The sequence below is a fragment of the Gardnerella sp. DNF01157 genome, from assembly GCF_049244225.1.
In the GTDB taxonomy this organism is placed as follows: Bacteria; Actinomycetota; Actinomycetes; order Actinomycetales; family Bifidobacteriaceae; genus Bifidobacterium; species Bifidobacterium leopoldii.
Map to the genome: position 1 here is coordinate 898,717 of NZ_CP058388.1, position 24,351 is coordinate 923,067.

The window sequence follows — 24,351 nt, forward strand, 5'->3', positions numbered from 1 at the left end:
GGCTTTTATAATGAGCGAACTTATTAGTTTATTTATTTACTAATAAAACCTCACGAATTCCTATAGCGCTTGTGACTCTTAATACGAAGTAGCAATACGCTCGCAGCAGCAATAAGTATTGAGCATACAGCAGTAACTACGAATATATTACTGCCTGTCGCACTTAAACTATGAAGCTGTTGCGAAACTGCATTGTTTGTTACTGTGATATCTGTCCAAGCAACTTGATTACCTTTCTCGTCAACCAAAACAACCGTATGCTTTCCGGTGTATCCAGCTGGGAATTGAGCATCAAACTGAGGCTTGCCATTAACCATGCGAACAGTCACAAACTTTGAACCATCAGCACCCTTAAGCAAACGAGGAGACGAGTAAATGTACGCGTATGCATAAACTACTCCATCGCGCTGCAAACGCTCGATGAACTCGCTGTTTACAAGATTAATTCTTACACTGTTAACAACACCTGCAGTTGCAACGTTATTGTTACCAACGCTAAGAGTTCCCTTTAATTCTGGATTAAGCTGCTGAACAGTTTTCGGAGCAACAGGTACAGGAGTGGATTCTGCTGGTTTAGTTGGCGCAGAATGCTCAGACTTTGCCGGTGCAGACTGTTCAGACTTAGCACGCGCGGACTGTTCAGACTTAGCAGGTGCGGACTGTTCAGATTGCTCAGCTGGAGTTTCAGTCTTAGACTGATCCGGCTTAGTCTGATCTGGCTTAGTCTGATCCGGCTTAGCTGGAGTTTCATGCTCAGATGGCTGAGGCTGAGGAGCCGGTGCCGGAGACGGTGTTGGTGCAGGCTGAGGCGTTGGCACCGGAGCCGGAGCAGGTGATGGCGAAGGCTGTGGACCAGGCTGAGGAGCCGGAGCAGGATTCACAGGACCAGGAGTTGGAGCTGGAACTGGCGCTGGTTGCGGACCAGGCTGCGGCTGAGGTCCAGGAGCTGGTGTTGGAACTACAGGAGCAGGAGCAGGTGGCTGAGGCGTTGGCGTCACAGGACCAGGACCAGGCTGAGGCTGAGGTTGAGGACCAGGCTGAGGATTTACAGGACCAGGTGCCGGCGATGGCTCAGGCGCAGGATTCACAGTACCATTAACTAGTTCGCTTACGTCAGCAGGATGCAATTTATATTCAGCGACCTTTTCAAGATCAATAGAATTCTTATTATTCTTCTTTTCAGCAACCTTCACAAGCACTGCAGTAGAAAGAGCAGAAACCTTGTAATTTCCACTATCGTCTACAGATGCTTCAGGGAACTTTGATGCATCATCACCATTAGCTTTTCCATCAGCAATGTGCACGTGATACTTTCCTTTGCCAATATTCACAGTAGATTCACTACTATTAGCGTTGAAAATAAACACATACGTTTTATCTTTGGCATCAACACTAAACGCATTAATACCATCGCTGCTCTTAATCCAATGCATATTCTTATTAACATCAGAATATGTAGAATCGCGTAAAGCTGGAATTTCGTTTCTTAACTTTATCAATGCCTTGAAGTATTCAACAGCATCAGAATTCTTATTAACCAAATCCCACTTAACAGAATTGTCACTATCACCAGCATTGTAGCTATTCTTATTGCCGTTCTTGCTTCGTAAGAACTCTTGACCAAGCTCAAAGAATGGCATGCCATGAGCAAACATTACAAGCGAATTAGCAAGCATTACTCGCTTCTTAAGATTCTCTTCTGACTCATGAGGCAAAGATTTCTTCAACTTATCGTAAAGATTAAGATTGTCGTGAGCTTCAACATATTGCACAGTCTGACCTGCATTCGCATAATGTCTATCAGTGCAACTTGAGTTTCCAGGCTGGCAACCGTAAAGATTTTGCATTACCAGATTGTCACTGCCTCTATTTCCAGACACGAATCCAGCAACATCATCATCTCCTTTGCCTTTTACAGCATCACGGAAGGAATCGTTAAAGAATGCAACGCCATTATTGTCTGCAAGCTTATACGCATTAGGCTGAATAGTGCGGTTTCCATAAGGCAATTGGCTCATATCCCAGCCTTCGCCAAGAATAATAGAGTTTTTATCAATGTCATAAACAGCCTTACGCACTTCCTTCATGGTTTCAAGATCAATCAATCCCATCAAATCAAATCGGAAGCCGTCAATACCGTACTCTTTAGCCCAATACTTTACAGAGTCAACAATATACTTTCGCATCATTTTGCGCTCAGAAGCAGTATCGTTTCCGCAACCAGATCCATTAGTAAAGCTGCCGTCATCGTTGTAACGGAAGTAGTAACCTGGCACAGTTTGGCCAAAAGCGTTCTTTTGAGCGTTATAAACGTGGTTATAAACAACATCCATAATCACGCGCAAGCCAGCCTTATGCAAACCGTCAACCATTTGCTTTAGTTCCGCAATACGCGTAGCAGGGTTTGCTGAATCAGACGCATACGAACCTTCTGGAACGTTGTAATTGATTGGATCGTAGCCCCAGTTTTGAGCACCTGACTTGCCGTAACTCAAATCTCCTGCTTCATTCACAGAACCAAAATCATACATTGGCATGATTTGCACGTGAGTGATGCCGAGGGACTTCAAATAATCCAAACCAGTTGGCTTGCTTCCATTCTTAGTGTCAGATTCAATTACACCGAGATATTTGCCGCGCTTTGCAACATCTACGCCAGAACTTTCATGAATCGAAAAGTCGCGAATATTCATTTCTGCAATAGTCGCATCAGTTGGGCGCTTACCAAACGATGCCATGCGAGTTACAGGTGTTGCCATACTGCCACCGAATACAACAGATCTCATTCCATTTCGCACAGCAGCTTTTGCATAAGGGTCTGGAGAATTATTAACAGCACCATCTGCAAAATGAACCTTGTACGTGTAAGCAGTGCCAACTTTTGCATCGCTTGTAGTAATACTCCACACACTATTATTGCTTTCAAGCTTCATCTCTTGCGTTTTAGCTTCTGGAGCATTCTCAGCATCAGACTGATAAGTTACCAGCTCAACTTTCGTAGCAGTTGGTGCCCAAAGCTTGAAAGTCGTAGAATTACCATTTACAACAGCACCCAAGTCGTCGCCAGCATAAGCGTATTTCTTATCGAACTCATCAGTGCGAACAATCTTAGAGCCTTTAACAGTTGACACAGACACTGTTTTAGGCATTCCACCAACACCCTTAATGCTGATTTCATACATTTTCTTAAGATCTAATTCGTTCTTTGCGGTGATTACGATCTTATTATCTACAACAGCAACTTGCGAAATATCTACTGCCGTATGATTCTCTTTCTTTGAATCTGTAACATCAGTTATAGTTACGTCATTCTTCTTAATCTCTGAAGGGTCACCGCTCGCATTTACAGTAAATTCCTTCAAAGACGTAATATCAGCATTAATAGCATTAGCCTTCGTGTTGATTACGTTTGGACTTAAGTAAACTCTACTATCGCCCTGCATAAGCCAGATTTCAGCATTACCAGTTTTACCATCTTGGCTTAAAGTGATTGCCTTTGCAGGAATTGCACGATCGCCTTCACCAGGATCTTTAGCAACCCAATCGTTGCCTTGCATAGAATATCGCACAATAAACTTCGGATCTTTTACGCCATTACTATCCGTAAACGTATATTCTGCAATCTTGCCGAAATCATCATGAGCCGTGAAATCTTGCTTTACGCCTTCTTGCTTACCATACCACGTCCAGAGATTCCAACCAGCGTAATCCTTGTTTGTTCTACGGTAGTGAACAGTAACGTTTAACGTTTGAATCTTATTAAGTTTGTCCGCAACTTCAACTGGTGGTTCAGCAAAAGTATCTTCATTCCCGCTTATAACCCAAGCTTGACCTACTCCATCTTCGATATTATAAATAAAACGGTTTTTTGTTCCGTCCTTATGCCAATTTTTATTATCAGTTCCTGGATCAGTAGTAATAATAAATCCGACTTTTCCACTCTCGTAAGTGCCATCAGCTTCAATTGTGTAAGTCTTACCAAAAGCGTCTTGACCATTAAATGCATGCCAGGTACCTTTTATCTCTTTACCATCTGCATCTTTAAGACCCCAGATATAAACACCTTTATTCGTGTTTTTTGATTGTAGTGAATAACAATCTTCGTCTTTAATGCAGAAGGTTTTGAAGATTCAACCTTGCAAGGAACATCAGAAACATCAGCATTCCCGACAAGATTTTTGTTTACTACATAATTCTTTGCACCAGCAGGAATAGTGAAATCGCCACTCTTCTGACCATTTACGTGATACCAATTACTTCCACCGTCGTTAAATACAGCTTTAAACTCACCACGATTAGTAATAGTCTTTGCAAACCAATCATTGCAAACTTTGCGCATTGGCAATCCAGGAACTGCAGTCCAATTATCACCACTTATTTGATAATGAATATTTACAGAACTTGGATTACCTGCTTTACCTTTAGCATTGAAATATACAGTTGTTGACTGGTCTTGAACATCGTCGACATTGTATTTTGGATCAGATTCATTGCGCGCTGCAATCTTTTTAACGTTATCCTTAGTTGCATCCACATGCAAAGCAATTGCAGAATAAGGAGCGATAGTCGCAGCAACCTTGCTATCTTCAACTTTAACAGTCTTAGAGCAGTCACCTGCAGCATAAACGTTGCAGTACTCACCATTTGGCAAATCAGTTTTATACAAAACTCTCTTTGCGTTTGGCGTATTGTTGATTGCTAAGAAACCCTTCTTCTCGCGGCTAAATGCAATGTTATTATTGTCACTCTCCTGCCAATTAGTGACTTGAGCACCATTCACAGCATTAAAGAAGCCAATCATTCCACGAATAGAAGTCCAACGCTGAGTGCACTGCCAGCCAGTTTTTGGAGAACAATTTACATCTGGAACAGACGTATCGGTCGCATTAGGCGCACCATCATCCTTATGTCCATCCGCAAACCTGTACCCTGAATAAATGTTTGGGTTTCCATACGGGTAGCCAAGCATAAACGCGTTTGCAAGCTCGTAGCGAGGACCATCCTTATAAGTAAGAGTGCGCACATAATTTTCGCGAGGAGTATCCCAATTTGTTACAAAAATCGAAGCTTTATCGCTTTGAACAAGCCCATTAGTAATACTCTTTAGATTCGAAATTGATCCATAAAAATCGTTCTTTAAACGGTAGGAATACTGGAATTCGTTGACTTCGCCTTCGTTTAAATGCTTAGCTGGCTGGATTTCTGGAGCTTCAGAAGGATCGCCAATCGTCTCCTGCATCCACCAAATCTTGTCAGGAGTAGTATTTGCCTGCTTTGCAGCTTCAGCTTTAATGGCTTTCATATCCGCTGGCGAAATATGCTTAACGGCATCCACACGGAAACCAACAACACCCATCTTAAGCAAATCTGCAAAATACTTGCCTAAAACTTGCTGAACATGCGGCTTTGAAGTATCCAAATCAAGCAAACCTACAAGCCTGTGAGTCCAAACTTCTTCAGCATTCTTGTAATTTTTAATATTTTCAGCACTCTGATGGAAATCATCCTTAGTATATCCAGCTGTTTTGAAAGTTTGCGTAGCAGCATCGTATTCACTTCCACCAACGCCAACTTTATCTTTATTACCAGCACCAGTCATGTGATTAATAACAGCATCAGCAATGATTCCAACACCAGCAGCCTTGCAAGTCTGAATCATCTGCTTAAACTCAACTTCAGTACCGAGCTTAGAATCAAGCTTATAGCTCACAGGCTGGTAAGAAGTCCACCACTGAGAACCCTTTACATGATCATTCGGAGGAGACACTTGCACATACTTCACACCCTCAGGTTCGTAAGTTTTAGTGCACTCTTGAGCAATACTCTTCCAATTCTGCTGGAATGCAGTAACAATAACGCCCTTACGGTTAAGAGTTAGATTTTCTTTATTTGAACTATCGCTAACAGCGTTTGCACTACCCGTAACAGCAAAACCAGTTACAAGCATTGCAACAGACGTAGCAACAGCAACCATCTTCGATGCAAAGTGTCGACGATGACTCATCAGTATCCTTTCCTCCATTGGTATCAACACGCTTCTTCCTTGGGCGCATTAATAGCCTCAATGCACAAACGATGGCTAGCACTACTATGTTGCCAGCCATCGTTATAAACGTGCATTATCAGCGGAGAAAATTATAACATCTACATATTGACAATATTGCAATAACTATACAAAAACTGTAATAATGTCAATACAAATTTACTTCCAGATCGTCCTTTACTTCGCAATTTACTTATTAGAACCTGCCTTATTTTTTGCACAGAATCAGAGCTAACTCAATCAATAGCACAGCGAAAACAATTACAATCATCGCCACAGTACTAAACGTGGAAGTACTTCCAAAATGCTCTACAGCCTTAACATGCAAAGCAATAGCAGAATTAGCTGGAATAGTTATCTCTACTTTCCCACCATTTACAGTAACTGTGCTAGAGCATTTACGTGAAGCATATACGTTACAATACTCACCATCAGGCAAATCAGTTTTATAACTCACATTTTTAGGCTTATCAGTATTGTTAATCGCCAAGAATCCCTTGTTTCCGCGACTAAAAGCAATGTTATTATCGTTGTCATCCTGCCATTGAGTCACCTTCGTGCCCTTAACAGCATTGTAGAATCCAATCATTCCACGAATCGAAGTCCAACGCTGAGTGCACTGCCACTGAGAATTCTTTCCGCACTTTACATCTGGAATGTTCGTATCAGTTGCACCAGGAGCACCGTCATCGCGCTGAGTGAACTTATATCCAGAATAAATATTTGGTGTTCCATACGGATAAGCAAGCATAAAAGCATTAGCTAACTCGTACTTTGCCCCATCCTTATAAGTGAGAACTCGAGTCGAATTGTCACGCTCAGTATCCCAGTTAGTCACAAAAATAGCTGCTTTCTTATTAGGAATAAGCTGATCTGTAATATGAGACAAATTCTCAATTGAGCCATAGAAATAATTACGCAAGCGATACGAGTATTCAAACTCATCTACTTCACCTGTACCAACATATTGATCTGGCTGAATTTTAGGATCTTGTTCAGGAAAACCAATTGTTTCTTGCATCCACCAAATATTTTCAGGCTTCATTCCAGCAGCTTTAGCAGCAGCTTCTTTTATGCCTTTCACATCTTCAGGACACATATGTTTTGTGGCATCAACTCTAAAGCCCGCAACACCCATTTTCAGCAATTTTGCAAAATAGTTACCAAGAATTTTTTGTACATGAGGCTTAGAAGTATCCAAATCAAGCAAACCAACTAAACGATAATTCCAAACGACTTGCGCATCTTTATATGTGTAAATATCTTTATCTATTTGGTGAAAATCATCTTTTGTGTAACCAGCATCCGGATAGCTTTGATTTGCCGCATCATACTTACTACCGCCAACACCTACAGTATCTTTATTACTATCACCGGTTGTGTGATTAATTACAGCATCAACAACAATTCCAACACCAGCTGCCCTGCAAGTAGTAATCATATTTTTAAACTCGTCTTCAGTGCCAAGCTTTGAATTTAGATTGTAACTAACTGGCTGATAAGAAGTCCACCACGCTTTACCTTTAATATGATCCTGCGGCGGCGAAACCTGTACATAACTCACACCCTCAGGACCATAAGTTCGCTTACACTCTTTTGCAATACTTTTCCAATTTTGCTGAAAAGCAGTAACAATCACACCTTTTGACGGAAGACCGTCTGTTGATTTAGTTGAAGCAAATGCCGAAGAGTTTGGAACAATAGCAAAAATACACATTAATACTGTTGCTACAGCAGCAATTGCAGCAATTGCAGTAAAAGAGCACATTACATTGCGCTTGTAATTATTGATTAATTCGCAAGCATAATTACTTCTTTTACGCTCACTTACTTGCAATCGTGCACTGTGGATCATCGTTGTTCCTTTCACATCACGTACAGCACTTTCATTGTGCGAGAATACTTTTATTATTATACGCTTATTGTTTATGTACGAGACATTAAAATATAAAATAAAAACGTCGCCTAGCAAGCTAAGCGACGTCGTGCACGTGCCCCCGGTGAGACTCGAACTCACACTGCACAGATTTTGAGGCTGTTTCCTCTACCAATTGGGATACAGGGGCATTTTTAATTTTCCGCATTTTTTTGCGACTTGTTGACTATAGCACACTTTAAGCCACATGCAAATAGTTAAAGCGTTTTGCGCGTGTCGCAAATCAACAATATTGATCATACATAACATAATGCGCGCAAACTGCAAAACAGCTAGCGCGCATTATGCAAACTATACTACTGCGCAAATGCACTTAAACTAGAAGAACTAGCGTATTAGTACAAGAACGCAGAATCAAGCAATTAGTCGCAAGCACCGACGGTGTGAACGTAGATGGAGTCAGTGCGACCAGCCTGGCGTTCACCCTGAGCAGTGCTCAAGATAACAATCTGATCACCATCGGAAACCTTACCGGCTTCGCGAAGAACCTTGTCAGTGAAGATCATCAAATCGTGACGATTCATGTCATGGTAATCTTCATCAATCAAGAAGCCTTCAGTACCCCAGCTCAAAGCCAACCAACGATAAGTGTGCTCATTGTTAGTCAAGCCGTAGATTGGAGCGGTTGGGCGTTCACGAGAAATGCGATGAACTGTGCGACCAGTCTGAGTGTAGGCAACAATAGCCTTAGCATTAAGCTTATCTGCCAAATCAACAGCTGCAGAAGAAACTGCACCGGTGCTAGACATGTCAAGCTCAACAGCAGGAATGCGATCATAGCCGTGCTCAGTAGCATACTGAGAAATACGAGACATAGTCTTAACGGTAACATCTGGATACTTGCCAACAGCAGTTTCGTTAGAAGTCATTGTTGCGTCAGCACCGTCGAGAACAGCGTTAGCACAGTCAGAAGCTTCTGCACGGGTTGGAACTGGAGAGTTAACCATTGTGCCAAGAACTTCAGTAGCAACGATAACTGGCTTTGCATAGCGACGAGAAAGCTCAATGCAGCGCTTGGTGACAAGTGGAACCTCTTCGAGAGGCATTTCCACAGCCATATCACCACGTGCAACCATAATGCCATCGAAGGTCTTAACAATCTCTTCCAAGTTTTCAACAGCCTGTGGCTTTTCAATCTTGGCGACGATTGGAATGCGACGACCTTCTTCGTCCATGATTTCGTGAGCGCGATCAATATCGGTAGCGAAACGCACGAAGGACATAGCAATAATGTCAGCACCAGTGCGAATAGCCCAACGAAGATCAGCCTCATCCTTTTCAGTCAAAGCTGGGAGGGAAACTGCAACGCCTGGGAGGTTAATGCCCTTGTGGCTGGAAACTGGACCAGCAACAATAACCTTAGTGTGAACGTCGTTGCCTTCTACCTTAGTTACCTCAAGGCGAACCTTACCATCATCGATAAGAATTGGGTCGCCTGCGTGGCAATCTCCTGGCAAGCCCTTAAAGGTTGTAGAAGTGCGGTGCTCGTCACCTTCAACATCATCAGTAGTGATGATGAACTCCTGACCTTCTTCCAAATAAACCTTATCTTCGCCTTCAGCGTTCTTCTTGAACCATCCACAGCGAATCTTTGGACCTTGCAAATCAACAAGAGCAGCAACATTGCGGCCAGTGGACTTGGAAGCTGCACGAACGTTGTTGTAAACGCGCAAATGATCTTCAGGAGTGCCGTGAGAACGGTTCAAACGAGCAACATCCATACCAGCTTCAACAAGCTTGGTAATACCTTCCAAGGATTCGGTAGCTGGACCAATAGTATCAACGATTTTGGCTTTACGCATAATGCCTACCTATTTTCTATTTCTGTTTATTTTTTTATGAGCGATTTAATGATAAAACCATAAAACGCCCAATTCCGCTTTCTAGTGTATCAACGTATTGTGACCGCTTATTGTATTTATTCGGCGTTTTGTGAACGCTCACAAAAAATACTCAAGGAATACCTATTTACTACGATTAAACACGACTAGATACGCTCTCTTATTAATCGCGTTTAGCTTGCGATTAGCCTCGATTAGCGCACTATATAGCTAACACTAGCTAGCGCAAATGCCTAGCATGCTTACGATTTACACCAGCCAGACTACTTTGCAACCTGCTTATTCTGCACAAGCTCAGCCTAAAGCAGCCACACACTAAACCTTTTATCAACAAAAGCTGTAGATTTAAAATGTGTTATTTTATTCCTTAAATAATTCTGAATGCGTACCAAGCCTGTATAACATCAAAACAAGAATTTCATTTTTAATTTCATAAACTAAAAGCCAATCGGGTTCAATATGACATTCTCTTGTTCCGCTATATTTTCCAGTCAGACCGTGATCACAATATTTAGCTTCTAGTACACCACCGTTAGCTAAAACATCAATTACTTTTAAAAGATTATCCGTATTTTTATTTTGCTTCTTAGCTAATTTAAGGTTTTTTTGAATTGATTCGTGAATTTTACTTCATATTTCATAAATCAAGAGCCACCTTAAGATCTCCCATATTCCGATAACCCTTTACACTAGGATCAGACACAATCCGTCTACCTTCCTCAATAGCAGCAATCGTTGTATCATTTGGAACCTCTAATTTAAGAGAAAATGGAATCCCGTTCTCACGAATAGTTGTTCGCAAAAATATGTTAATCGCTGTTGTCATATTGAGCCCGAGTTCTGAAAAAATCTTATCAGCTTGTTCTTTAATTCCCTTATCTGTTCTAATATTTAAATTCGTAGTAGTCATATACGACACCTCCATCTTCTTTTACTATACGCAAACATTCGTTTACATTCAACATATTGTCATTGCATTGTATATAACTTAAACTGACTAAAGTAATCCAATAATCTTTAATTCACATGATTGAATAAATTAAACTCTCTTACTAATTAAGTAGTTTTAAGCCCAAAATTACATCATGTTAGAAAAATCAATAAATATTTTGACATACGCGTCAAATATTTTCAGTAGATAAAAGTAATCAATTGCACGAACATTTTTGATTTGCAACGCTCATCAATTTGCAATGCTCATTTATTAGCATCACCTATCAGCCGCATCCAATTGACGCAATTCTTTCTTTAGATCGCGTATTTCGTCGCGCAAACGAGCAGCCAACTCAAACTGCAACTGCTCTGCAGCAACATGCATTTGCTCGCTCAAATTTTTAATCAGCGACATAATATCGTCTTGCGGAAGCTCAGAAATATTCGCCATACGCTTTTCCTTGCTTTGCTGCCCAAGATTTGGCTCTTTTGGCACGCCATAATGCGAGTTCCCAGCCTTGTTAGCATTTCTGTAACCGCCTGCTAGCAAAGTTTGCGTATCAACATCCTCTTTAGCGAGCATGTCGTTAACATCGCTAATCTTCTTTCGCAAAGGCTTAGGATCAATTCCATGAGCCTTGTTATATGCGATTTGCTTTTCACGGCGGCGCTCTGTCTCGCTAATCGCCTTACTCATAGCATCCGTAACAGTATCCGCATACATAAGAACAGTCCCAGAAACGTTACGAGCAGCACGACCAATCGTCTGAATAAGCGAACGGTAGGATCTTAAGAAGCCTTCCTTATCTGCATCCAAAATCGCGACAAGCGAGACTTCCGGCAAATCCAAACCCTCACGAAGCAAATTAATGCCAACAATCACATCAATTTTGCCTTCGCGAAGCTCGCGCAAAAGCTCAACTCTGCGCAAAGTATCGACATCCGAATGCAAGTACTCAACTTTAACACCAAGCTCAAGGAAGTAATCAGTTAAGTCTTCCGCCATTTTCTTTGTAAGCGTAGTAACAAGCACGCGCTCATCTTTTGCTACTCGCTCCTTGATTTCCGCAAGCAAATCGTCAACCTGACCTTCTACAGGGCGAACCTCAATCTTAGGATCAAGCAACCCAGTTGGGCGAATAATTTGCTCAACTACGCCATCTGAAAGCCCCAGCTCATAATCTCCAGGCGTTGCAGAAAGATACACAGTTTGACCAATGTGCTCCAAAAATTCTTTCCACTTTAACGGGCGGTTATCCATTGCAGAAGGAAGCCTAAAACCATGCTCCACAAGCGTTCTTTTGCGCGAAGCATCACCTTCATACATAGCTCCAATTTGCGGCACTGTTACATGCGACTCGTCTAAAACTAGCAAAAAGTCATCTGGGAAAAAGTCAAGCAAAGTATGCGGAGGTGTGCCTGCATCGCGTCCGTCAAAATGCCTAGAATAATTTTCCACTCCTGGGCACACACCAACCTGACGCAGCATCTCCAAATCGTACGTAGTTCGCATTTCCAAACGCTGAGCTTCCAGCAATTTATTCTGCTTTTTAAGCTGCGCTACTCTATCGTCACGCTCTTTTTCAATCGCCTCTAACGCGCGTTCCATGCGCTCCGGTCCTGCAATGTAGTGAGATGCTGGGAAAATATGAACACTACTCTCCTGGCGAATTACTTCTCCTGTAAGAGGATGTAACATGGTAATTCTGTCGATTTCGTCACCAAAGAACTCAATTCGCACAGCTAATTCTTCGTACACTGGAATAATCTCAACCGTGTCACCGCGCACTCTAAAAGTTCCGCGCGTAAAGGCAATGTCATTGCGTTTGTATTGCATACTCACAAATTGACGCAATAAATCATCTCTCTCAAGTTGCTCGCCAACGCTTAGCATAAGCATTCGCTCGGCATACTCCTCTGGAGTACCGAGTCCATAAATGCAAGAAACAGTAGCCACAACAACGCAATCGCGTCTAGTAAGCAAATTCGCTGTAGCAGCATGACGAAGCCGCTCAACATCGTCGTTAATATTCGAATCTTTTTCAATATACGTGTCTGTTTGCGGAATATATGCTTCCGGCTGATAGTAATCGTAATAAGACACAAAATAGCTCACGGCATTATCTGGCATAAGCTCGCGAAATTCCGCGCAAAGCTGAGCTGCCAAAGTTTTATTCGGCTCAATAATAAGTGTCGGTCGTTGCAAACGCTCAATAAGCCAAGCGGTTGTAGCAGTTTTACCAGTTCCAGTAGCACCCATTAAAACAACGTCGTTTTCTCCGTTTTCAATGCGATTCGCTAACTCTTCGATTGCTTGCGGCTGGTCACCCGAAGGCGCATACGGCGCTTTTACTACAAAAGGCTTGTTTGTGCGCTGAATTTTATTCGACATAATCTTTTACTTCCCCAGTTTCGCAATTTCAGCACTTTTATTGTTTATTTCGCGCAACCATGATTTCAACGTATCGTCAACACTGTTAAGCATAGATTCCATTGGTTTAGTGGAATCAACTACAAAATCCGCCATATCTTTTCGAACTTTACTTGGAAGTTGACTATTTATGCGCGCTAAAGCCTGACTCTCAGTCATGTTCCGCTCGCTTATCATTCGCTTAACGCGAATTTCTTGAGGCGCTTCAACAGTAATAATATGATCAAAACTAAATGGAATGCTGTCGATTACTTGCGCAAGAAGTGGAATGTCGTGCACAATAACCGAGCTTACGCTGCTTACCTCATTGCGATTTTCTTTAGCATTGCAATTTTCCTTAGAAATTTTACTAATATACTCGCTTTCTAAAAGCTTTGCGCAATCATAAATAGCAGGATGAATTATAGACTCAATCTTACTTAATGCTTGCTTACGTTCATAGCCATCTCCAAAAATATGCTCTGCAATAAACGCACGATTTAAAGAACCATCATTCTTAACAGCATTTTCCCCAAAAATACCTACTATTTGTTGCAATACTGCGCTTCCCGGTTCCACTACTTTACGCGCTAAAACATCGTAATCAATAACAAACGCACCAAGCAAGCGCAAATGGTTTACTACAGTAGATTTTCCGGCTGCAATTCCGCCTGTTACCGCAATCCGCATTATTGTCATATATAAATTATAAGTAATGCTCCAGTAAATAATTACCAGGGCATTGTTATTAAAAGAAAACAAATGGTTAATCTTGTAATTCTGCACCATCAGCATCTTTATGCCACTTAGTCCCAGGCTTTGAGCAAAGAATGCAAATTCCTTCAACACATGACCATATAATCGAAATACCTGCAAGCAAACCAATAGAAAGAACAGAAATCAACAATTGGGCAATAGCCTTGCCTTTAAAACCAAGGTAGAAATTGTGAATCCCTAAACCACCTACAAAAATCGCTAAAAGACCGGCAGCAAGCTTATGTCGAGAACTTACTAAAGTAGCATTATTCGCTGAATTATTCCCATCGTATGAAGGGAACTGAGCATTCTTCTGATTGTTATCAAATGTACTCATAATTTTCACCAATCCTTTTAATAACTTAATTAATGCTTTAACAAAATCATATAATCGTGCTTCTTAAAAGAAAATTTGTTGTACTCACATTTAATTACAGAATATAAATTATAAAATCAGAGTATTTAGAGCACATTGTGATAATCGCAATGAACAAAATGCCCTGATGATTACTCACCAGGGCATTTCGTTCATACGCTTTTAGTAGAAAACTACTTCTTTTCGCTCAAAAGCTGTTCACGCAAAGCTGCGAGCTGATCAGAATCAGCTAAAGCACCTTCACTAGTTGTTTCAGAAGAATAGTTGGAAGCAACTTCTTCCTTCTTTTCTTCCTTAGCTGGCTTCTTTTCAGCTTCTTCTTGCTGACCGTCAGCAGCAGCAGATTCTGCTGCAGCTGCAAGTTCCTTAGCAGCGAAAGCCTTGTGCTCTTCCCAAAGCTCGTGAGCTGCAGCATACTGAGCTTCCCACTCTTCGCGCTGCTGCTCATAACCAGCCATCCACTCGTTAGTGTTTGGATCGAAGCCTTCTGGGTACTTGTAATTGCCTTCAGCATCGTACTCAGCTGGCATACCGTAAAGAGCTGGATCGAAATCTTCAGAATTTGGATCAACAGCCTCATTAGCCTGCTTCAAGGAGAGGGAAATACGACGACGATCAAGATCAACATCAATAACCTTGACGAATACGTCTTCGTTTGCCTTAACAACAGTTTCTGGATTCTCTACGTGACGATTAGCAAGCTCAGAAATGTGAACCAAGCCCTCAATGCCATCTTCAACGGAGATGAACACGCCGAACTGAACGATCTTGGTGACCTTACCCTTAACAACCTGTCCAGGAACATGGGTGCGAGCGAAGCGCTGCCATGGATCTTCCTGAGTTGCCTTAAGGGAAAGGGAGATACGTTCGCGATCGAGATCAACGTCGAGAACCTCAACGGTAACCTTATCGCCAACCTTAACAACTTCAGATGGGTGATCGATATGCTTCCAAGAAAGCTCAGAAACGTGAATGAGACCGTCAACGCCGCCGAGATCAACGAATGCGCCGAAGTTTACGATAGAAGACACAACGCCTTCACGAATCTGACCCTTCTTAAGCTGAGAGAGGAAGGTTTCACGAACTTCAGACTGGGTTTCCTCAAGGAACTGACGACGAGAAAGCACAACGTTGTTGCGGTTCTTATCGAGCTCGAGAATCTTAGCCTTAATCTTCTGACCAATGTATGGAGAAAGATCGCGAACGCGACGCATTTCAACCAAGGAAGCTGGTAAGAAGCCACGCAAACCGATGTCTACGATCAAGCCGCCCTTAACAGCCTCAATAACGGTACCTTCAACGATGCCGTCTGCATCCTTAATCTTCTCGATGTCACCCCAAGCACGCTCATACTGTGCACGCTTCTTGGAGAGAATAAGACGTCCTTCCTTGTCTTCCTTAGTGACAACAAGGGCTTCAATGGTGTCGCCAACCTCGACAACATCATCTGGATCAACGTCTTTTTTGATGGAAAGTTCACGGGAAGGAATTACACCTTCAGTCTTGTAGCCGATGTCCAGCAATACTTCGTCGTGATCAATCTTTACGACGGTACCTTCAACTAAATCACCATCATCAAAATTCTTGATGGTTGAATCGACTGCCTTGATGAAGTCTTCTTCGGTGCCAATATCATTAATCGCAACCTTGGCGACTTCGTTATTATTCTCTGCCATTAGTTATTAGTGGTTTCTTCTTGGGGTGGATATTACTCGATATTTAATTATGTATTTACGTTACGCATGTATGCCATGCACACGCTTTGTCGATTTTATATACAGGCATAGCCAAAATTTACGTTTTACTTCGGGCGTGTCGCATTTTATTTGCAATTAAGTGCTCGCTCAGCCATATCTACAACATTCGCCAGCAACATAGCTCGAGTCATCGGACCTACTCCACCAGGATTCGGAGAATACGCTCCAGCAATTTCGCGACAAGCTGAATCAACATCACCTTTTACGCGGTATCTACCAGCTTCTTCATCAAAAACACGAGATACGCCTACATCAACAAGAACAGCACCAGGTTTAATATCTTCTGGCTTAACAAAACCAGCACAACCCATTGCGGCAATTATTACATCAGAACGACGCATAATCTCCTGCACATTCCGAGTATGCGTATGACACAACGTAACAGTTGCATCTACTCCCCTGCGGGTTAAAAGAAGGCCAATAGTACGTCCAACCGTAATGCCACGACCAAGCACACAAACTTCCTTACCAGAAAGTTCAATACCGTATTCATCAAGCAAAGCTAAAATTCCACGCGGCGTGCACGGCAAAGGTGTTGTAATATCACCGGAAATATGCGTAACAAGTTCACCCAAATTATACGGATGCATTCCATCACAATCTTTTGCAGGATTAATAGAAGAAATAACTTTTTGAACATCAATTCCTTTTGGCAATGGCAGTTGCACAATAAATCCAGTACAAAGAGGGTCATTATTTAATTTCTGTAAAGCAGCAAGAATCTCATCTTCACTAGCATCTTCTGGCAGATCGCAACGAATAGAATTAATCCCCACTTCTTCGCAATCACGATGCTTACCAGCAACATATTTCAACGAACCAGGATCACTACCTACAAGTAACGTGCCCAAACCTGGATTAATGCCTTTTTTATGTAAAATAGCAACGCGCGCTGCCAAATCTTTTTTAATTTTACTAGCTAAAGCTTTACCATCTAACACAATAGCCATAAAAAATTTCCTCCCAACTCGCACAATTCGTAAGGATAGGCTATCGTGAAGTATAGAAGATATGGGTCGACTAACAATTTTGCGTGCGCCGACGCACCATTATCACGGGAGGAGTCACAGTGATGCGTACCGTTCTTTGTGCAGTAAAGAAGTTTGGAAAAACTGCCATAACATGCCTTATTGCTTCTGCAGTAATACTTGGATTTGCAGCTTGTGGAAAAACTGAGGAAAAACCAAAAGAAAAACCAAAAGCTGCAACAAATATTTCTGTTGTATCCACTGTTGACACCTGGGGTAGCTTAGCTCAAGAGATCGGTGGCTCTGACGTCAAAGTTGAATCAGTTATGACTGGCTCAGATACAGACATATCGTCGTTTAAACCTAGCTCAAAAGATTTAAAAAATATGCAGAATGCACAAGTATTAGTTACAAATGGTGCAGGCTACGATGATTGGGCAAACAAAGTACACCCAGCTAAAGCTGAAGTGCTTAGTGCAGCAGGTACTGTAGGAGCACTTAACGGAGACAATCCATATCTTTGGTTTTCTCACGATGCTAGGGATGCAATGGCATCTGCCATGGCTGACACCTTCTCCAAAGTTTTGCCATCAAAAAAACAAGCTTTTTCTAAGCGACTAGCACAATGGCAGGAAAAGGAAAAGAAATTAACCACCTACTTAAGTGATTTCTCTAAAGAAAATGGTAACGCAAAGTATGCTTCTACATCTCCTATTCTTTTCTGGCTAATGTCTGATGCCAATTTGAAAGATAGCTCACCTAAAGAATATGCTGACGCACTAAATAACAATAATGAACCAGAACATTCAAGCGTTGAGGAGTTTCAGAAGCTTATTGAAGGTCGCAAAATCGATGTGTTGATTAGCGATAGCCAACAAGGAAACGATGTTCTAAACTTGCTAAACGGAATCGCAGGACGCAGCTATACGTCCACAGTGCGAGTAAGCGAACTTATGCCAAAATACGCAGATCAGCTTGATAAATGGATTATGAAGATTTGTGACGACCTACATAATGCTGTAAAAGCAACAAAGGATATGCGTAAAGACATTGATGACAAAGAGCCTCAGAAAAAGCCAATCACTGAGAAGCCACACGTAGCAAAGAATACCGATCCTAAAAATTCTAACCAAGGTCAACAAGATCCAGGTAAGTAAATTTAGGTGAATCTGTTAAAATAAAAAATCCTTGCATTTTGTAAATGCAAGGATTTTTTATTATCTGTTTTAAGCAAGAACAAAAGCAAAACATACAATAAATACGTAAGCAAATATATAAGCAAAAGCCCTTCTAACTCGCCAATATACCAACGTTTAGAAGGGCTTAAAATAATATGAACAATTAATATCTATTTATTTTGCATAACGCAAATCACTTTTTCTTAGATTTCTTATTACGCTCTTCTAACAGCGCTAAAGTTCGCGATGCAGGCTCTTCTGGAGCTACAGTATGGTGATTTTCATCGCCTTTTTGAGGCTCCTTGTATCCAAGATTCACATCTAAAAGTCGCTCCGCCTCAATCTCATCAATCTTTTCAGACAAAGCAATTTCGGAAATTAAAATACTGCGAGCGCGAGCAAGCATTCGCTTTTCTCCTGCAGACAAACCATGCTCATCAACATCTCGCTGAGATAAATCACGAACTACTTCAGCAATATTGTTAACATCGCCAGTAGCAATCTTCTCTACATTAAGCTTGTAGCGTCTAGACCAATTCATTTCTTTTTCAACTATTGGAGTACGCAAAATCTCAAAAACTTTTGCAACTTCTTGCGCTCCAACAATGTCTCGCACGCCAACTTTTTTAACATTATCGACAGGTACGTTAATTTCTAAACCATCAGATGATAACACTACCAATCGTAAATATTGACGAGTTACACCTTTTACGGTGCGCTCACTAATTTCTTCAACACGAGCCGCACCATGACGAGGATAGACGACCATATCGCCGACTTGATATTCCACAGAACCCTCCGTATGCACAGAAAAACTCATAACAGTTTCCCATAAGGTCACGACTTGAAAAAATTTTCATATTTTTTTCACAATAGCGCGAAACACACGCGACTTACAGCAATAAAGCATGTATGATAGTCAGCATGAGTACAGTTACTAACATCAATGAAGATGCAGTCGCAGTCCCAGTCCGACAGGACGTATTAGCTGCGGTGAGCAATGCAGAATATTACAATCCACATGAGGTTCTCGGAGGTCACCTTGGAACTGGCAAAGGTGCCGACACTGTAACCGTCCGCGTATTGCGCCCTATGGCAAAGAAAGTTGTTATTCTTACTAAGAACGGTGAATACGAAGCTAAACACGAATATAACGGCATCTTTACAGCTGTTATTCCTGCAGTAAAGCACACAAAAACAAAGTCTTGGTCTGTTCCTAGTTATCGCGTTTACACTGTGGAAATAGACGGTTCTGAATCCACAGATGACGATCCTTATCGTTATCTGCCTCAAGTTGGCGAACTTGACATGTACTTATTTGGAGAAGGTCGCCATGAACGTCTTTGGGAAGCATTAGGCGCACATGTCAAAACAATAACAGATTCATGGGGGCTTATATCTCCTGAAACTGGAAAGATGGTAAAGAAAGTTACTGGTACTGCTTTCTCAGTGTGGGCACCAAATGCTCGTGCAGTACGCGTAGTTGGTAACTTTAATTACTGGAATGGTCGTCGCCACGCTATGCGCTCGCTCGGCTCTTCTGGCATTTGGGAACTTTTTATTCCAGGAGTTACAGCGGGCGAAGTATATAAATACGAAATTCTTACGCAATCTGGTAATTGGATTATGAAAGCCGATCCGATGGAGCGCTCTCATGAAGTTCCACCAAACACAGGATCTGTTGTTGTTGATTCTGAGTTTAAGTGGCACGATACCGATTGGATGAATAAGCGCGCAAAAACAGACGCTCACAACGGTCCAATAAGCATTTACGAAGTGCAAGCTAACAGCTGGAATCGCGATCTGGGTAATTATCGCGAACTTGCTGATCATTTAGTTGATTATGTGCAAAGAGAAGGCTTTACTCACGTCGAGTTCATGCCGCTGACGCAATATCCATTCTCTGGGTCTTGGGGATATCAGGTAACAGGTTATTATGCAGTCGATTCTCGCCTTGGCTCCCCTGATGACTTTAAGTACTTGATAGATAAACTCCATAAAGCAGGTATTGGCGTCGTTATGGATTGGGTTCCAGCTCACTTCCCTAAGGATGACTTTGCACTCGGTCGTTTTGATGGCACAGCATTGTATGAGGATCCTGATCCTATGCGAGGCGAGCATCCTGATTGGGGTACTTACATCTTCAACTTTGGTCGTCATGAAGTTCGTAACTTCTTGGTTGCTAATGCTTGCTTCTGGCTTGACGAATACCATGTTGACGCGTTGCGCGTTGACGCAGTTTCTTCAATGCTTTACTTGGATTACAGCCGTGAAGCAGGACAGTGGAGACCAAACATCTACGGCGGACGCGAAAATCTTGAAGCAATTGACTTCATTAAGGAAGCAAACGCAACTGCATACAAGAATAATCCTGGCATCATGATGATTGCTGAGGAATCCACTGCTTACCAAGGCGTAACTGCACCAACCGATATGGGCGGCTTAGGATTCGGTTTGAAGTGGAATATGGGCTGGATGCACGACACTTTGCAATACCTTAAAGAAGAACCAATTAACCGTCGTTGGCATCATAACGAAATTACATTCTCAATGGTTTATGCATACTCTGAGCATTATGTGTTGCCATTAAGCCACGATGAAGTTGTGTACGGTAAGGGTTCGTTACTTGGAAAGATGCCAGGAGACGAATGGCAACAGTTCGCAGGATTGCGAGCATTGCTTGCATACCAGTGGTCTCATCCAGGCAAGAACCTTCTGTTCATGGGTGGAGAAATCGGACAGTCCAGCGAATGGAATTTCAATACTTCGCTTAACTGGAATGAGCTGCAATGGCCGTTCCATCAAGGTGTGCAAAAGCTTGTTGCAGATTTGAATACTCTGTATAAGAGCTCTCGTGCATTCTGGAGTCAAGACTTTACTCCTGATGGTTTCCAGTGGCTTACAAGCGACGATTCCGATCACAATACTTTAAGCTACATGCGTATTGGCGACGACGGAGAAGAAATCGTTGTAGTAGTAAACTTCTCAGGTCAAGCTTGGCAAGACTATCAGGTTGCGTTACCAAAAGGCGGACAGTGGGAAGAGATACTCACAACTGATGATGCAAAGTATTGCGGATCTAATATTCACAACGGCACATTCACTGCTACTGCTGAAGAGTATCATTCTCGACCATACTCTGCAAGAATCACTGTTCCAGCGTTAGGTGCGGTATTCTTGAAGCCAGTACAACACTGAAAGGTCTTTTTAAAATATGCTAAACGCTCCATCAGCTAGCGTAAATGCTCGTACAATTCTCGTTGTTGAGGATGAGCCAGATCTTGCTACAGCAATTGCACAACGCATTACTGCACAAGGCTGGAGAGCAAGAGTCGCTGCAGATGGAGCGTCTGCTGTTAGAGCTGCCGAACAACTAAAACCTGATCTCATAATTATGGATATTATGCTTCCTATTATGGATGGGATTGAAGCAACTCGACGAATTATCTCCAAAATGCCTGTCCCTATCCTCATGTTAACAGCACGCGACGCAGAAGCCGATAAAATTGTTGGCTTAAGCGCAGGCGCAGATGATTACATGACTAAACCATTTTCGCCACGTGAGTTAATTGCTCGTTGCGCAGCATTGCTGAGACGCGTAGAACGCGCATCGCAAATAGCAAAGACAATGGAACATGAACGCACAATTAATTTTGGGTCACTTATTATTAGACCCCGTCAAAGACTTGTAACTTTAAACGACAAAGAGGTACATTTTACACCAACTGAGTTTGACTTGCTCGCTACTCTAGCTCGTCATCCTCATACCGTATTTAAGCGTGAAGAGTTACTTGAAGAGGTGTGGGATTGGCCAGATGCCTCTGGAACTCGCACAGTGGACTCGCACATTAAGTCTTTGAGGCATAAAATTGGATCGGAATGGATTCGTACTGTACACGGAATAGGATACGCATTCGAGCCACCTATTAGTGATTACGACAAAGTTCTGCAATCACAAGTTTCATAAATAGTTATAACTTTCATAAGTAGTAAATAGTTACAACACTTTAGCTTCGGAAAATTCGTAAATGGTATTAGAAAATAAAATAAATACTGCTAATTCTGAACAATATAAAAATACTAAGCAACGTAATTTATTAAATAAAAACTCAAATCCTCAACTTAGAAATAAGTCAAAAACTCGATTTACGAATTCTTCTGTAAAGCATAATTATCCAAATCGACCTGTCGGATTTTTTTCATCTCTAAAAATTGAACTTTCGGCAATTATTGTTTTTGCAACAGCAATTGCTTTTGTAATGGCATGGTTTTTACTTAAAACTGGTCTAAATGGCTGGATTGCAATGCCATTAACGCTTATTGTTGCTCTAGGAATTACATACATTTTTTCTAGAGGACTTACAGCACCACTTCGTCAAATGAAAAATGCTGCAGAAGCCATGGCTGATGGCGACTACTCTGTACGAGTTGCTGTAGAAAATCGTCGTGACGAAGTAGGTAAATTAACTCTTGCATTTAATGAAATGGCAGAAGAACTTGAACATGCAGATCAGATGCGTAGAGAGCTTATAGCAAACGTAAGCCACGAATTACGCACTCCTGTTTCTGCTTTACAAGCAATGCTTGAAAATCTTGCAGATGGAGTTGTTGATCCTACTCCATCTAATATGGAAGCTATATTAAACCAAACTCATAGACTTGCTGATCTTATTACTTTCCTTCTTGATTTATCTAGAGTTGAAGCAGGTGCGGAAAGCCTTAATATAACTTCATTTAATTTCACAGACTTTATTGACGAAATTATTGAGCCACTAGAAATAGCTGATTCAGGTCATAATCATAATATTGAAGTTCAAATTAATGATGAGATTGAATTAACAGGAGATCAAGCTCGCCTTTCGCAACTTTTTACTAATATTATTTCCAACGCTCTAAAACATTCAGATGATGGAACTCGTGTTCTTATAAGTGCTCATATTAATCACAACCAAAACTCTGTAATATGTAATGTTGTGAATTTTGGAGAACAAATTCCTCAAGAAGATCGCGCCGATATTTTCAGAAGATTTGTTAAAGGAAATCAGCGAATTGGCACAGAATCAGGAGGAACAGGATTAGGATTGTCAATTGCTCGTTGGGCTGCACAATTGCACCATGGAACTGTAAAAGTAGTAGACGATAAGCGTGGTCCAGACTTTGAGATTACGCTTCCGCTAAACTATAGCAATACAATAGTAAACTAACATTCGTAATCTGCTGTACGATCATCCTTATTGCATACACACGCTAAAGAAAAGCATGCCAAAACAGTAATTCCACTACTCTGTAGAGTTGAAACGCAGCTATTCATAGTTGAGCCAGTAGTTACAATATCATCCAATACAATAGCTTTGTACTCGCGTTGATTTTCAGACTTTTGCTTTCTCAATTCTTTGAAATCGATGCTAAACGCTTTAGAAATTCTGTTAGACCTTCCACGAAAACCGGAAGTTTGCACTGATTTCGCAGTAATTCTAGCATTCATACTTACAATATCTAAAACGTATGCCCTAATGCCACTATTACACAATCGTTTAGCAACACAATTTGCAACAGGCAACATATGTTTACGCCCACGATGTCTTGATGAATACTTAGATGACGGAACTGGTATAACAAATATAGGATTTTCACTTATATAACAAGAATGCGAGCGCAAAAATTTAGATATAACTTCTACTACTAAATCGCCAATAAGTTCACCAAATATTTTGTCACATGCAATATCGAAATGATCCTTCCACAATAATATTGAGCGGCGAACAACCGTAGAATACGAACCACACGCGTAGCGATATCCACATACTGTTCTGGCAAATGGTGCGCGTTTCCAGCATTGCAACGCTTTCTTGCAGTTTTCACACAATATATAATCTGGAGTATCACAGCCTGCACATGCGCGAGGCAAAAATAAATTAAATAAAGCAATCGCTACATTCTTCCAACTAGCAAAACGCCAATTTATAAAATCAACATCCTTGTTTTCACATACACCACAAGGTACAGATGCGTGACATGCTAATCCCCCATGAGATGTCACGCTTCTATACTTCTTTTTGTTTTGGTGGTTTATAACCTTGCGTCTCCCAACCATAATGACAGCATATGCGATCGCTTATTAACTATGCAAATAAAAAATGTTATTGTGGATAA

At 41.5% G+C, this 24,351-nt stretch carries 15 protein-coding genes, 1 tRNA gene and 1 pseudogene; 4 read left to right on the forward strand and 13 right to left on the reverse strand.

All coding sequences use genetic code 11. The annotated features are described in order from the left end of the window. Window positions 1-50: 50 nt before the first annotated feature. The 11 genes and pseudogenes from pulA to HXT38_RS03385 form a co-directional block, all read right to left on the reverse strand. Window positions 51-6,004: pseudogene (gene pulA / locus HXT38_RS03335) on the reverse strand (type I pullulanase). 247 nt (window positions 6,005-6,251) lie between these two features. Further along, on the reverse strand, window positions 6,252-7,811 hold the full coding sequence (locus tag HXT38_RS03340) for an alpha-amylase (RefSeq protein WP_410294546.1): 1,560 nt from the start codon (window positions 7,809-7,811) through the stop codon (window positions 6,252-6,254). 224 nt (window positions 7,812-8,035) lie between these two features. Then, window positions 8,036-8,109, reverse strand: a tRNA-Leu gene (locus HXT38_RS03345). 232 nt (window positions 8,110-8,341) lie between these two features. Next, complete coding sequence (gene pyk / locus HXT38_RS03350) at window positions 8,342-9,781, reverse strand: pyruvate kinase (RefSeq protein ID WP_004107046.1); 1,440 nt, start codon at window positions 9,779-9,781, stop codon at window positions 8,342-8,344. A gap of 399 nt (window positions 9,782-10,180) precedes the next feature. Next, window positions 10,181-10,444 (reverse strand): type II toxin-antitoxin system YafQ family toxin, encoded by a 264-nt coding sequence (locus tag HXT38_RS03355; protein ID WP_219619725.1) that lies wholly within the window; start codon window positions 10,442-10,444, stop codon window positions 10,181-10,183. 13 nt (window positions 10,445-10,457) lie between these two features. Next, the gene (locus HXT38_RS03360; protein WP_101885994.1) at window positions 10,458-10,730 is read right to left on the reverse strand and encodes a type II toxin-antitoxin system RelB/DinJ family antitoxin; all 273 of its coding nucleotides are present in this window, start codon (window positions 10,728-10,730) and stop codon (window positions 10,458-10,460) included. A 300-nt stretch (window positions 10,731-11,030) separates the two neighbouring features. Next, the gene (uvrB, locus tag HXT38_RS03365) at window positions 11,031-13,145 is read right to left on the reverse strand and encodes an excinuclease ABC subunit UvrB (RefSeq protein ID WP_421791616.1); all 2,115 of its coding nucleotides are present in this window, start codon (window positions 13,143-13,145) and stop codon (window positions 11,031-11,033) included. Window positions 13,146-13,151: 6 nt separating this feature from the next. Continuing rightward, complete coding sequence (gene coaE / locus HXT38_RS03370; protein WP_032835422.1) at window positions 13,152-13,862, reverse strand: dephospho-CoA kinase; 711 nt, start codon at window positions 13,860-13,862, stop codon at window positions 13,152-13,154. Window positions 13,863-13,929: 67 nt separating this feature from the next. Continuing rightward, window positions 13,930-14,256, reverse strand: a complete 327-nt coding sequence (locus tag HXT38_RS03375) for a TM2 domain-containing protein (protein WP_004119289.1) — start codon at window positions 14,254-14,256, stop codon at window positions 13,930-13,932. A gap of 212 nt (window positions 14,257-14,468) precedes the next feature. After that, the gene (gene rpsA / locus HXT38_RS03380) at window positions 14,469-15,971 is read right to left on the reverse strand and encodes a 30S ribosomal protein S1 (RefSeq protein WP_004107061.1); all 1,503 of its coding nucleotides are present in this window, start codon (window positions 15,969-15,971) and stop codon (window positions 14,469-14,471) included. 146 nt (window positions 15,972-16,117) lie between these two features. Beyond that, window positions 16,118-17,002 (reverse strand): bifunctional methylenetetrahydrofolate dehydrogenase/methenyltetrahydrofolate cyclohydrolase, encoded by an 885-nt coding sequence (locus tag HXT38_RS03385; RefSeq protein ID WP_004107065.1) that lies wholly within the window; start codon window positions 17,000-17,002, stop codon window positions 16,118-16,120. Between the two features lie 122 nt (window positions 17,003-17,124). Here HXT38_RS03385 and HXT38_RS03390 point away from each other — a divergent pair, with 122 nt between their 5' ends. Then, complete coding sequence (locus HXT38_RS03390; RefSeq protein WP_004119288.1) at window positions 17,125-18,177, forward strand: metal ABC transporter solute-binding protein, Zn/Mn family; 1,053 nt, start codon at window positions 17,125-17,127, stop codon at window positions 18,175-18,177. A 214-nt stretch (window positions 18,178-18,391) separates the two neighbouring features. Here HXT38_RS03390 and HXT38_RS03395 read toward each other — a convergent pair whose 3' ends face one another. Further along, complete coding sequence (locus HXT38_RS03395; protein WP_180946758.1) at window positions 18,392-18,988, reverse strand: CarD family transcriptional regulator; 597 nt, start codon at window positions 18,986-18,988, stop codon at window positions 18,392-18,394. 134 nt (window positions 18,989-19,122) lie between these two features. On the opposite strand from HXT38_RS03395, the gene glgB reads away from it, so the two are divergent. The 3 genes from glgB (at window position 19,123) to HXT38_RS03410 (ending at window position 23,402) form a co-directional block, all read left to right on the forward strand. After that, window positions 19,123-21,396 carry a 1,4-alpha-glucan branching protein GlgB gene (gene glgB / locus HXT38_RS03400; protein ID WP_421791618.1) on the forward strand — a complete coding sequence of 758 codons (2,274 nt, stop codon included), beginning with the start codon at window positions 19,123-19,125 and terminating at the stop codon, window positions 21,394-21,396. A gap of 16 nt (window positions 21,397-21,412) precedes the next feature. Beyond that, window positions 21,413-22,165 carry a response regulator transcription factor gene (locus tag HXT38_RS03405; RefSeq protein WP_410294536.1) on the forward strand — a complete coding sequence of 251 codons (753 nt, stop codon included), beginning with the start codon at window positions 21,413-21,415 and terminating at the stop codon, window positions 22,163-22,165. A gap of 61 nt (window positions 22,166-22,226) precedes the next feature. Beyond that, complete coding sequence (locus HXT38_RS03410; RefSeq protein ID WP_421791620.1) at window positions 22,227-23,402, forward strand: sensor histidine kinase; 1,176 nt, start codon at window positions 22,227-22,229, stop codon at window positions 23,400-23,402. On the opposite strand, the gene HXT38_RS03415 is transcribed toward HXT38_RS03410, so the two are convergent. Then, window positions 23,399-24,292, reverse strand: a complete 894-nt coding sequence (locus HXT38_RS03415) for a ComF family protein (protein ID WP_117008896.1) — start codon at window positions 24,290-24,292, stop codon at window positions 23,399-23,401. The genes HXT38_RS03410 and HXT38_RS03415 overlap by 4 nt on opposite strands. Window positions 24,293-24,351 lie beyond the last annotated feature (59 nt).

Coding starts and splice junctions, on each gene's coding strand:
- HXT38_RS03340 (WP_410294546.1), bottom strand. CDS start 7,811: ATGTGCTCTTTTACTGCAATTGCTGCAATTGCTGCTGTAGCAACAGTA.
- pyk (WP_004107046.1), bottom strand. CDS start 9,781: ATGCGTAAAGCCAAAATCGTTGATACTATTGGTCCAGCTACCGAATCC.
- HXT38_RS03360 (WP_101885994.1), bottom strand. CDS start 10,730: ATGACTACTACGAATTTAAATATTAGAACAGATAAGGGAATTAAAGAA.
- uvrB (WP_421791616.1), bottom strand. CDS start 13,145: ATGTCGAATAAAATTCAGCGCACAAACAAGCCTTTTGTAGTAAAAGCG.
- coaE (WP_032835422.1), bottom strand. CDS start 13,862: ATGACAATAATGCGGATTGCGGTAACAGGCGGAATTGCAGCCGGAAAA.
- HXT38_RS03375 (WP_004119289.1), bottom strand. CDS start 14,256: ATGAGTACATTTGATAACAATCAGAAGAATGCTCAGTTCCCTTCATAC.
- rpsA (WP_004107061.1), bottom strand. CDS start 15,971: ATGGCAGAGAATAATAACGAAGTCGCCAAGGTTGCGATTAATGATATT.
- HXT38_RS03385 (WP_004107065.1), bottom strand. CDS start 17,002: ATGGCTATTGTGTTAGATGGTAAAGCTTTAGCTAGTAAAATTAAAAAA.
- HXT38_RS03390 (WP_004119288.1), top strand. CDS start 17,125: ATGCGTACCGTTCTTTGTGCAGTAAAGAAGTTTGGAAAAACTGCCATA.
- glgB (WP_421791618.1), top strand. CDS start 19,123: ATGAGTACAGTTACTAACATCAATGAAGATGCAGTCGCAGTCCCAGTC.
- HXT38_RS03405 (WP_410294536.1), top strand. CDS start 21,413: ATGCTAAACGCTCCATCAGCTAGCGTAAATGCTCGTACAATTCTCGTT.
- HXT38_RS03410 (WP_421791620.1), top strand. CDS start 22,227: ATGGTATTAGAAAATAAAATAAATACTGCTAATTCTGAACAATATAAA.
- HXT38_RS03415 (WP_117008896.1), bottom strand. CDS start 24,292: ATGGTTGGGAGACGCAAGGTTATAAACCACCAAAACAAAAAGAAGTAT.